Source organism: Cellulomonas sp. NPDC057328, from assembly GCF_042667215.1.
In the GTDB taxonomy this organism is placed as follows: domain Bacteria; phylum Actinomycetota; class Actinomycetes; order Actinomycetales; family Cellulomonadaceae; genus Cellulomonas.
Genome location: NZ_JBHUZW010000128.1, coordinates 1 through 10,913 on the forward strand (window position 1 = coordinate 1; position 10,913 = coordinate 10,913).

Here is a 10,913-nt window from a genome sequence, read left to right on the forward strand (position 1 = left end):
TCGCGCACCCGCGCGGCGGCCGGTGCCGCGCACCCGGCCGCACCGGGTAGGATCGTCAGGTTGCCTCGGCGAGGGACGACGGACGGTCGGACGGGAGCTCCTGCTCCGGGACGGCCCCCGGCTCCGTGATCGACTGGGTGGACGCCTCCGCGTGCCGCCCGTCCTGCGTCCCGCGTCGAGGCCACCGGGCCCCGTGCCCGCATCCCGGCCGGTCCACCGGCCCCGAGTCCGCCCGCATCCCGCGCGCCCGCCCTCCCCGGCACGGCGCGCCACGTCCCCCCCCGAGGAGTCGCAGTGTCCGACGTCAAGCTCGCCGCCACCACCCGCACGGAGTTCGGCAAGGGCGCCGCCCGCCGCCTGCGCCGCGCCCACCAGGTCCCCGCCGTCCTCTACGGGCACGGCACGCAGCCGCAGCACGTCGCCCTCCCCGGCCACGAGACGATGCTCGCGCTCAAGCACACCAACGCGCTGTTCGAGATCGACCTCGAGGGCGAGACGGTCCTCACGATCGTCAAGGACGTCCAGCGCGACGTCGTCCGCCAGGTCATCGAGCACGTCGACCTCCTCATCGTCCGCCGCGGCGAGATGGTCTCCGTCGACGTCCCCGTCGTCGTGACGGGCGAGTCGGCCCCCGGCACCATCCACGTCGTCGAGACGCAGACGCTGTCGCTCGAGGCCGACGCGACGAAGCTGCCGTCCGAGGTGGAGGTCTCCATCGAGGGCCTCGCGGCCGGCACCTCCGTCACCGCGGGCGACGTCGTCCTGCCCGAGGGCTCGACGCTGATGAGCGACGCCGACCAGGTCGTCGTCGCGGTCTCGGAGCCGCAGGCCTCGGCGGCCGACGTCGCCGACGAGCAGGCCGTCGCCGACCTCGCCGCGCAGCAGTCCGCGGCCTCGGGCGCCGACGCCTGACCCGGACCGCCACCGCCCGACGCCCGGTACCGTCCCACGGTGCCGGGCGTCGGCGCGTCCGGACCTGACCGGGCCGGGTCGCCGCAGCGCCCTGCTCGCCGCACCGCACCCGCCGCACCCCGCCCGCCGCACCCCGCCCCCACGGAGGACCCCATGACCGACGGACCCTGGCTCGTCGTCGGCCTCGGCAACCCCGGCGACCGCTACGCCGGCAACCGCCACAACGTCGGCCAGATGGTGCTCGACGAGCTGGCGACGCGCGCCCGCGCGACCTTCGGCGGGCGGGTCGGGTCGCTGGGCCGCCGCCCGCAGGCGACCGCCGTCGAGGTGCGGCTCGGCACCGGCCCGGGCGGCGTGCCCGGCCCGCGCGTCCTGCTCGCCAAGCCCACGACGTACATGAACGAGTCCGGCGGCCCCGTCGCAGGCCTGGCGCGCTACCTCGACGTGCCGCCCGACCGCGTGGTGCTCGTGCACGACGAGCTCGACATCCCGTTCGCCGACGTGCGCCTCAAGAAGGGCGGCGGCGAGGGCGGCCACAACGGCCTGCGCGACACCACCAAGGCGCTCGGCACGAAGGACTACGTGCGCGTGCGCGTCGGCGTCGGGCGTCCGCCGGGGCGCATGGACCCGGCCGACTTCGTGCTGCGGGACTTCAGCGCGGCCGAGCGCAAGGACCTGCCGTGGCTCGTCGACCGCGCCGCCGACGCCGTGGAGGCGGTGGTCCTCGAGGGGCTCGAGGCCGCGCAGCAGCGGTTCCACACGAAGGTCTGACCGGCCTCAGCCGGCGGCGGCCCGATCTCAGCCGGCGGCCGCCTCCCTGCGTCCCCGGCGCGCGCGCCGCGCGACCGCCAGCGCGCGGGGCACCACGTCGCGCACCTGCTGGCGGCGCCGCTCGACGGCGTGCCGCCGGGCCATGCCCGCGAGCAGCGCGACGCCGTCGTCCTCGGAGTCGACGAGGCCGCGCTCCGCCCAGAACGCGGCGAGGACGCGCCGGGCCGGCGCGTCGAGCCGCGGCACGGCGTTGCGGTGCACGGCGAGCAGGGGGAGCGCGTGCGACGCGACGGTCGCCACCGTCTCGCGCACGCCGTCGACCGTCGCCCCGCGCGGCCAGATCGTCGCGCTGGGCTCGTCCGTGAGCTCCATGACGCGGTCGAGGGTGCCGTCGCGGCGCACCACCCAGCCGGCGTAGAGGAAGAACTCCGTCAGGTCGTCCGCCACGAACGCGTGCGCGAACGGGCGTCCCGCGCGCTGCTCGACGTCCTGCAGGAGCGCCCGCACCACCTCGGTGTCGAGCACGAAGGGCGTCACGGTGGACGCGAACCGGTCGACGTGCGCCTCGGGGTCGATGCCGAGGTGCGTCAGCACGTGCCCGAACGCCGGCCGCAGCGGGTGCGTGCGGTACCCGTAGCCGCGCACGCGCGCGCGGCCGTCCGCGGTGACGAACGCGTGGGGCGCCGGGCGTGCGACGAGGTGGTTCTTCGCGTCGAGGACGACGTAGTGGGGCGTGCGCACCGACCGCGCGACGGCGAGCTTGAGCGCCTGCTGGCGGCGCCACCCCGACGTGCGGGGCAGCGGGCAGACGTCGGCGGGCCGCAGGACGCGGACCCGGGGGGCGTGCGCGCCGTAGGCCGCCAGGAGGGCGGTGCGGTCCGCCGCGCGCAGGCCGCGCGCGGTGTTGTCGAGCACCACGACGTCGGCCGCGTCGGCCGGCGGGAGGTGCCGGGCGAGGGACCGCGCCTGCAGGTGCAGCAGCGGGACCTCCGCCTCGAAGACGGGTGTCACCCAGGTCAGTGCCACGCGGCGCTCCTCCCCCTCGTCGGCAGGCGGAGCATATCGGGCGGAACGGACGACGCGGGGCGCCGGACCGGGTGGTCCGACGCCCCGCGCCGCGTGGTGGTGCCGTGCGTGGTGGTGCCGTGCGTCAGATGTTCGTGCGCTTCACGGCGACACCGTCGGGGTAGACGTTGCTGCGCAGGTCGAGCGTGTACGCCGTGGGGACGCGGACCGAGCAGTTCTTGTACTGCGTGTTGCGGCCGAACGTGTTGTTCGCGATGGTGACGCCGGTCGGGGCGCCGATCTTCGCGTCCTTGACGTTGATCGTGCACGCGCCGCCGTCGATGAAGTTGCCGGTGACGCTGAGCTTCGAGACCGCGCCGGCGTCCTGCGTCAGCATGAGCGCGGCGTTGTGCGAACCCTCGATCGTGTTGTCGCGGATCGTGACGTTCGCGCCCTTCTGGAGCTGGATCGAGTCGTCGTGGCTCGGCTTGCCGCCCCAGTTCGGGTCCTGCTCGTAGTGCGCGTTGCGGTGCAGCCACGACTTCTCGATGAGCACGTTGCTGCCGTGGATGTGCACCGGGTCGATGACGTCCGCGATCTCGACGCGGCGCAGGGTGAAGTTCCAGCCCTTGACGCCGTCCTGGTTCGCCGACTTCGTCTGCGGGATGAGGGTGGAGTCCTCGATGGTCACGGAGTACGCGTCGCCCTGGACCCGGACGAGGTCCGCGGCCTGCGGCGTCTTCGTGCCGCGGATGTAGGAGTTGCGGATGGTGACGTTCGCGGCCTTGACCGTGACGTAGCCGCGGATGTCCCAGCCGTCGATGACGGTGTTCGCCTGGGTGATCACGAGGTTGCCCTCGTGCACCTTGCTGAACGACCTGCCGGCCGGCATGCCGGTGGTGTCGGCGTTCGGGCGGCCGGTGGCCGCGACCGTCTTCTCGGCGGGGGCGGCGACGGTGACCTTGCGCGTGGTCGTGGCGGTCGCGCCGTCGTCGTCCGTCACGGTCAGCTGCACGGTGTACGTGCCGGCGGCCGTGAACGTGTGCCGCGCGGTGCGGCCGGTGGCGGTCGTGCCGTCGCCGAACGACCACGCGTAGGAGGCGACCTGGCCGTCGGCGTCGGCCGAGGTGCCGGCGTCGACCGACGCGGTGAGGCCGTCGACCGCGGGCGCCGGGAAGGCGGCGGTGGGCGCCACGTTCGGAGCCGTCACCGTGACGGGGCGGGTCGTCGTGGCGGTCGCGCCCTCGTCGTCCGTGACGGTGAGGCTCACCGTGTAGGTGCCGGCCGCGGCGTAGGTGTGCTCCGCCGTGCGGCCGGTCGCCTTGGTGCCGTCGCCGAAGCTCCAGGCCCACGCCGTCACGGCGCCGTCGGCGTCGGTCGAGCGCGAGCCGTCGACGCGGGCGACGAGGCTCTTGCGGGCGGTGGAGGCGTCCAGCGCGGCGACGGGGGCGGTGTTCGGCACCGCGACGGGGTTCGCCGTGGTGACGCGCAGGTCGTCGAAGCCGAAGGTGACGGGCGCGTTCGTGACGTTGCCCGCGAGGTAGGCGCTGACGCCCACGTGGCCGGGCGCCTGCAGGGCCGGGGTGCTGCTCGTGGCGGAGACGGTCCAGTCGGCGGGCTCGGCCTGGCCGGCGCGCCACGCCTTGGCACGCAGCGTCGTCGGGGCGGTGCCGGACGCCTGGACGCGCACCGCGATGCGCTCGCCGGCGGCGAACGTGCCCGGGAGGGCGACGGCGGGCAGGACGGTGCCGGCGTCGACGAGGGCGACGGTGGCGGTGCCGTCGGCGAGGAGGCGCACCTTGGCGGCGTACTCCTGGCCGCCGACGCGGCGGGCCGTGACGCCGAGGTGCGCACCGGAGCCGGTCATCGCGGAGCCCGCGGCCACCGTCAGGGACACGTCGCTGTCGGTGGAGGCGACGGTGCCGAGCCACGACTGGATGGTCGAGCCGGCACGGGGGACGACGAGGTTCCCGACGCCGCCGGAGACGGCGTAGCTGGCCGCCGAGCCGTTGTGGGCCCAGGCGCCACCGTTCTCGGCGGAGCCCCAGCTGCCGGCCGTGGTGCGCGAGAAGGCGTCGGCAGCGAGGACGGGCCACTCCTGCCGGGGGGCGGCGGAGGCGACGGTGGGCGACAGGGCGACGACCACGCCGGCCGTGACGGCGGCGGCAGCGACGGCCCGGACGGGACCGCGCGTGCTGCGGAAGGACGAGTGCATGCGAGATGACTCCGATTTCAAGGAAAGGGTGTGTGGCCGGGGTCACAAATGCGCGCACGGGCCCTGTGACGCATTTCCCCGGAGGGGCCTGGCCAGCCGATCGGCTGCGGCGATGACTCGATCCTACGAAGCATTCACTCGTACGTGAAGAGGCCGATCAGTGCCCGATTTGTGCGAAATCAGCGGTCTGGACCCGTACGAACCCGGATAAGTACGCCAAGACCGGGCTAGGTGATTTCACTATCGGTGATACGTATCACCGATTTTCACCCGACGCCCGTGATGGCGCGGTTCGGTGGCTTCCGGGGTATTCACGGCGCTTGACCTGCGGAATCGCGTTCGACCGATCGGGTGACGGCTGCGCCGCGGCGTCGGGGCGCGCCGCGGGGCTGCTCGCGGGCGTCTGGGACGTACTACCCAGGCGCCGGCGCGCCCCTGGCTCGCGGGAGGCGGCAGCGCATGGACGGACAGGGTGAGAACGGGAGACACAGGGTGAAATCGGACGGAACATGATGAAGCGGGCAGGTGGCGCTCCTACCCTTCGGAAGACCGCTGAGGCGACCACGCATCGATCCACCGGGGGGAGGACCTGTGACGCTGACCGCAGACCGCGGCGAGATCTCGTCGCACGACGGGTCGGAGCGCCGAGCGCCGGCACTCGGACCACGCCGGTCGTGGGCCTCGACCGAGCCGTTCGAGCGGCGCCGCACGCCGTTCAACGACGACGTGGCCGCACGGGAGCGGGCCTGGCGCACCGTCGGGCTGCGCCACGCGCTCGTGGCGGCCGCCTTCGACGGCGCGACGGCGCTCGCCGCGTCGGCGGCCGTGCTGGGCGACGGCGTGAGCGGGCGGGAGCGGGCGCTCGTCCCCGTGCTCGCGGCCGTCGTGTTCGTGGCGCTCGTCGCCGCGTTCGGCGGGTACCGGCGCGGTGTGCTGGGCGACGGCCCCGGCGAGTTCCAGGCGGTGCTGCGGGCGTCCGGCGCCGCGGCGGTGCTCGCCATGGCGGTCGCGTTCGCGTTCGGCGTCGCGGTGCCGCGTCCCGCGGTGCTCGTGGGGCTGCCGCTGCTGGCGCTGACCGCCTGCACCGCGCGCTACGCGCTGCGCCGGCACCTGCACCGGCGGCGCCGCGACGGCGTGGGCATGCGCAGCACGATCGTCGTCGGGGACGTCGCGTCCGTGCGCCGGGTCGTCGAGGACCTCTCCGCCACGCCGCACCACGGCTTCCGCGTGGACGGGGTGTGCCTGCCGTCGGTGCAGGACGCCGAGATGGTCGCGGGCGTCCCGGTGGTCGGCGGCGTCGCCGACGTCGTGCAGGTGGCGGCGGACCTCGCGGGGGAGGTCGTGATCGTCGCCGGCTCCTGCCTGAGCGGGGAGGCGCTGCGCCGCCTGTCCTGGGCCCTCGGGCGCGCCGGCGCGGACCTCGTCGTCGCCCCGGGCATCGTCGAGGTCTCCGGTCCGCGCCTGTCGGTGCGCCCCACGGTGGGCCTGTCGCTGCTCGAGGTGGAGGTCGACCCGCCGCGCCGTCGCATGGTCGCCAAGACCGTCCTCGACGTGACGCTGGCCGCGCTGCTCGGCGTCGCCGTGCTGCCGGTCGTGCTGCTGGCCGCGGCGGCCGTCGCCCTGACGTCGCCGGGGCACCCCTTCTTCCGGCAGACGCGCATCGGCATCGACGGCCGGCCCTTCACCATCTGGAAGCTGCGGACCATGCACACCGACGCGGAGGAGCGGCTCCTCGCCCTGCGCGACGCGGACGAGGGGGCCGGCGTGCTCTTCAAGATGCGCGCGGACCCGCGCGTGACACCCGTCGGGCGCGTGCTGCGCCGGTTCTCGGTCGACGAGCTGCCGCAGCTCTGGAACGTGGTGCGCGGCGACATGTCGCTCGTCGGCCCGCGGCCGCCGCTCGCCCGCGAGGTGGACGCCTACGAGGACGAGGTGCACCGGCGCCTCGCGGTGAAGCCGGGCCTGACGGGGCTCTGGCAGGTGAGCGGCCGCTCCGACCTCGCGTGGGACGAGGCGGTGCGACTCGACCTGCGCTACGCGGACAACTGGTCGGTGGCGATGGACCTCATGATCCTGTGGAAGACCGGCCGTGCGGTGCTGCGAGGCGCAGGTGCGTACTGAGGCGGGGGCGCGCGCGGACGGCGCGCTGCGGGTCGCGATGGTCGGCACGCGCGGCGTGCCGGCGCGGTACGGGGGGTTCGAGACCGCCGTCGAGGAGGTCGGGCGCCGCCTCGCCGAGCGCGGGCACGACGTCGTCGTCTACAGCCGCGAGCACGCGTCCGACGTCGGGGTGCGCGAGCACCTCGGCATGCGCCGGGTCGTGGTGCCGGCGGTCCGGCGGCGCTCGCTCGAGACGCTGAGCCACACGGCCCTGTCCGTCGGGCACCTCGTGGCCGCGGGGGGCACCGACGTGGCGTTCGTGTTCAACGCCGCCAACGCTCCGCTGCTGCCCGTGCTGCGGGCCGCGCGGGTGCCCGTCGCGACGCACGTCGACGGCCTCGAGTGGCAGCGCGCGAAGTGGGGACCGGCGGGTCAGCGCTACTACCGCCGTGCCGAGGAGATGGCGGTGCGGTGCTCGGACGCCCTCATCGCCGACGCGCCGGGTATCGCCGACTACTACACGGCCGAGTTCGGCGTGCCGACCACGCTCCTGGCCTACGGCGCGCCGATCCTCGAGGACGCCGGCACCGACCGGCTCGCCGAGCTCGACCTCGCGCCCGACGGGTACCACCTCGTGGTCGCCCGGTTCGAGCCCGAGAACCACGTCGACGTCCTCGTCGCGGGCTACGTCGCGAGCGGGGCGCGGCTGCCGCTGGTGGTCGTCGGCTCCGCGCCGTACGCCGACGTTTACACGGCTCGCGTGCGGGCCGCGGCGGGGGACGACCCCCGCGTGCGGCTCGTCGGCGGCGTGTGGGACGCGCAGCTGCTCGACCAGCTGTACGCGAACGCCCGCACCTACCTGCACGGGCACTCCGTCGGCGGCACCAACCCGTCGCTGCTGCGCGCGATCGGCGCGGGCACGGCCACGATCGCGTGGGCGGTGGCGTTCAACCGGGACGTGCTCGGGGACGACGGCGTGTACGTCGACGACGTCCCGGGCGTCGCCCGCGCGGTCGAGGCCGCCGAGCTGCACGCGGCGGTCACACGCGCGCGCGGCCACGTGCTGCAGGGCCGGGCGCGGGCGTACGACTGGGACGACGTGGCCGCGGGGTACGAGGCCCTCGCGCGGGACCTGCACGCGCGGCGCACGCCGGGGCCGCAGCGGGTGCGCCGCCGCCCGGCGACGGCGCAGCGCGCCGGGACGGCGGTGCACGTGCCGGCCGTGGCGGGCGTGCGGGACGAGCTGGGCGTGCGGGACGAGGTGGGCGTGCGGGACGAGGTGGCGGCGGACGTGCCCGTCGCCGCGGACGCCGGGGCCGCGGCGGCGCCGGCGGAGACGGTGACGGGGGCGCGGCGATGACGGGGACCACCACGACGGAGCCGGCCGGGACGGGGGCGTCCGGGACGGGGGCGGGTCCGGTCCGGGGCCCGGGCCGCGCGGGTCGTCGTCCGGAGCCGCGGGAGTCGCACCGCGAGGTGCTCGAGCGGCTGCGGTCCGCGCAGAAGCCGGCCGCCCGCAGCGCGCCCGCGTACTCGCGGTTCGTCAACCGGCGGCTCGGCCGGCACCTCGCCGCGTGGGCGTACCGCGCGGGGCTGACGCCGGACCAGGTGACGGGGCTGAGCGCGCTCGCCACGTTCACGGGCGTCGCGCTGCTGGCGGTGCTGCCGGCCGGGGCGGTGCAGGCGGTGGCCGTGACGGCGTGCCTGGTGCTCGGCTACGCGCTCGACTCGGCCGACGGGCAGGTCGCACGGCTCACGGGCACGGGCAGCAGCGCGGGGGAGTGGCTCGACCACGTGGTCGACGCCGTGAAGATCGTGACGCTGCCGGTGGCGCTGCTCGTCGGCATGCACGTGCACGGCTGGGCGGAGCCGGCGTGGGCCGTGGTGCCGCTGGTGCACGTCGTCGTCGGCTCCGTGCTGTTCTTCGCGATGATCCTCACCGAGCAGCTGCGGCGCGCGCACGGCGTGCGCAGCGCGGCCGCGACGGGAGGGCGTGCCCCGTGGCTGCGCTCCCTGCTGGTGGCCCCGACGGACTACGGCGTCCTGTGCCTGTCGTTCCTGCTCCTCGCCGTACCGGGTGCGTTCCTCCTCGTCTACGCCGTCCTCGTGGGGTGCACGGCCGCCTTCACGGCCGCCGCCGCGACGAAGTGGTACCAGGAGATGCGCACGCTGGCGATTGCGCCCGTGTGACGCACATCACAGCAGTGTCTCGGTCGCATCACGATCCGGCCGACGTCCCAGGTGAGCGCGCCGTGCCGGCGCCGCCCGTGGTCGCGCGTCCACGACTGACACGTGTGGGTGACGTTTGTCCGATGTTCACCCGTTCGGCAGGGGTGTCCTAGTGTCGCCTCCCGTATCCGGGGGCCAGCGGTCCCGCCGCCGACGGGGAGTACCGAGATGACGGCAACGCGCGCAGACCGGCGACACGAGGAGCGACGAGGGCGTCGACGACGCCGGGTGGTGGGGGCGGCCATGACGGCCCTCCTCGCCGCAGGCATGGCGACGGCACCGGCCGTGTTCCGGGACGCACCCGCCGAGGCGGCCACGACGTTCGTGGCGCTGGACGAGCGGGTGCTGACCAACCACGTCGTCGGCCCCGGCGGGACCCACACGCTGCGGCTCCCGGTGCCCGCCCGCGCCACGGGCGTGCGGCTGTCGGTGACGGGCCGGCTCGCGTGGCGCCCGACGAAGGTCTCGGTGTGCAGCGGAGACGGGACGACGCGGGCGTGCCTCGCGGAGCCGGCCATGACGACGCCGACGCGCGCCGCGCGCAACACGCACGTGCAGGTCGACCTGCGCGGCGCCGGCCGCGAGGTCACGCTGCACAGCTCGGCGGCCAGCGTCAGCCTGACCGTGCGCGTCGTCGGCTACGACGTCGAGGGCGCGACGCCCGCGCCGACGCGGAAGCCGACCGCGTCGCCGACCCCGACGCGGAAGCCGACGGCGACGCCGACCCCGACGCGGAAGCCGACGGCGTCGCCCACCCCGACCCCCACGCGGAAGCCGACGGCGTCGCCCGTCCCGACGCGGACCGCCACGCCCACGCCGACGCCCACGCCGAGCCGGGCGGCGGCCGGGCGCCCGCCCGCCGGCGTGCCCGGCCCCGACACGACCGGCGTGCCCGCAGGGACCCGGCTGACGGTGCACGAGGGCGACATGCGCATCACGACGCCCGGCACGGTGGTCGACGGGGTCGAGGTCCGCGGCATCGTCCGCGTGGAGGCGTCGAACGTGACGATCCGCCGCTCGGTCGTGAGCGGGCGCCCCGCCGACAGCAGCGTCGGCCTGGTCATGATGATCGGCGACGCCCGGAACCTGACGATCGAGGACTCCGAGCTCTACTCGAAGGACCGCTCGCCGCACGTCCGCGGCGTCATCGGGCAGAGCCTGACGATGACGCGGGTCGACGTGCACTCCGTCACCGACCAGCTCATGCTCACCGGCGGCGACGTGCTGGTGCAGGACTCGTGGCTGCACGACAACCTGCACTGGGAGAAGGACGCGAACTTCGGCGGCGGGCCGACGCACGACGACAACGTGCAGATTGCCGCCGGGTCGAACATCCGCCTGCTGCGCAACGTCCTCGAGGACACGCACAACGCGGCGATCATGGTCACGCAGGACCGCGGGGCGGTGCGGGACCTGCAGCTGGCCGGCAACCGGATCGGCGGCGGCGGGTGCTCCGTCAACCTCGCGGAGAAGTCGGTGGGTCCGCTGTCGGGCCTGGTCCTCACGGACAACGTCTTCGACCGCACGCAGGTGCACCGCGGCTGCGCGATCATCGCCGACGCCGGGACCATCCCGCTGCTCCAGCTGCGCGGCAACCGCTGGGCCGACGGGGCGGCGACGTCCGTGACGCTGCGCGGCAGCTGACCCACGGGGACGCCGCACGGCGGCCGACCCGCCGCCG

General features: G+C 75.3%; 8 protein-coding genes. 6 read left to right on the forward strand and 2 right to left on the reverse strand.

What is annotated here, in order from left to right:
- Nucleotides 1–294 precede the first annotated feature (294 nt).
- Both ACFUMH_RS16715 and pth read left to right on the forward strand, forming a co-directional pair.
- Nucleotides 295–912: a 50S ribosomal protein L25/general stress protein Ctc gene (locus ACFUMH_RS16715; protein WP_378208196.1), complete on the forward strand. Its 618-nt coding sequence runs from the start codon at nucleotides 295–297 to the stop codon at nucleotides 910–912.
- A gap of 153 nt (nucleotides 913–1,065) precedes the next feature.
- A complete protein-coding gene (gene pth / locus ACFUMH_RS16720; protein ID WP_378208200.1) occupies nucleotides 1,066–1,683 on the forward strand; it encodes an aminoacyl-tRNA hydrolase in 618 nt (205 codons plus the stop codon).
- A gap of 27 nt (nucleotides 1,684–1,710) precedes the next feature.
- Here the strand turns inward: pth and ACFUMH_RS16725 are convergent, their stop codons facing one another.
- Together ACFUMH_RS16725 and ACFUMH_RS16730 are read right to left on the reverse strand one after the other, a co-directional pair.
- Entirely contained in the window at nucleotides 1,711–2,709 is a 999-nt protein-coding gene (locus ACFUMH_RS16725) for a DUF6492 family protein (RefSeq protein WP_378208203.1), read from the reverse strand.
- 124 nt (nucleotides 2,710–2,833) lie between these two features.
- Nucleotides 2,834–4,903 (reverse strand): PKD domain-containing protein, encoded by a 2,070-nt coding sequence (locus tag ACFUMH_RS16730; protein WP_378208207.1) that lies wholly within the window; start codon nucleotides 4,901–4,903, stop codon nucleotides 2,834–2,836.
- A 591-nt stretch (nucleotides 4,904–5,494) separates the two neighbouring features.
- Between ACFUMH_RS16730 and ACFUMH_RS16735 the strand changes: the two genes are divergently transcribed.
- From ACFUMH_RS16735 to ACFUMH_RS16750, 4 genes are all read left to right on the forward strand, one after another.
- A complete protein-coding gene (locus tag ACFUMH_RS16735; RefSeq protein WP_378208211.1) occupies nucleotides 5,495–7,024 on the forward strand; it encodes a sugar transferase in 1,530 nt (509 codons plus the stop codon).
- A gap of 37 nt (nucleotides 7,025–7,061) precedes the next feature.
- Nucleotides 7,062–8,363 carry a DUF1972 domain-containing protein gene (locus tag ACFUMH_RS16740; RefSeq protein ID WP_378208222.1) on the forward strand — a complete coding sequence of 434 codons (1,302 nt, stop codon included), beginning with the start codon at nucleotides 7,062–7,064 and terminating at the stop codon, nucleotides 8,361–8,363.
- Nucleotides 8,360–9,193, forward strand: coding sequence for a CDP-alcohol phosphatidyltransferase family protein (locus ACFUMH_RS16745; protein WP_378208216.1), 834 nt, complete (start codon nucleotides 8,360–8,362; stop codon nucleotides 9,191–9,193). Before ACFUMH_RS16740 ends, ACFUMH_RS16745 begins: the two co-directional genes overlap by 4 nt.
- A 282-nt stretch (nucleotides 9,194–9,475) precedes the next feature.
- Entirely contained in the window at nucleotides 9,476–10,876 is a 1,401-nt protein-coding gene (locus ACFUMH_RS16750; RefSeq protein ID WP_378208219.1) for a hypothetical protein, read from the forward strand.
- Nucleotides 10,877–10,913: the final 37 nt, after the last annotated feature.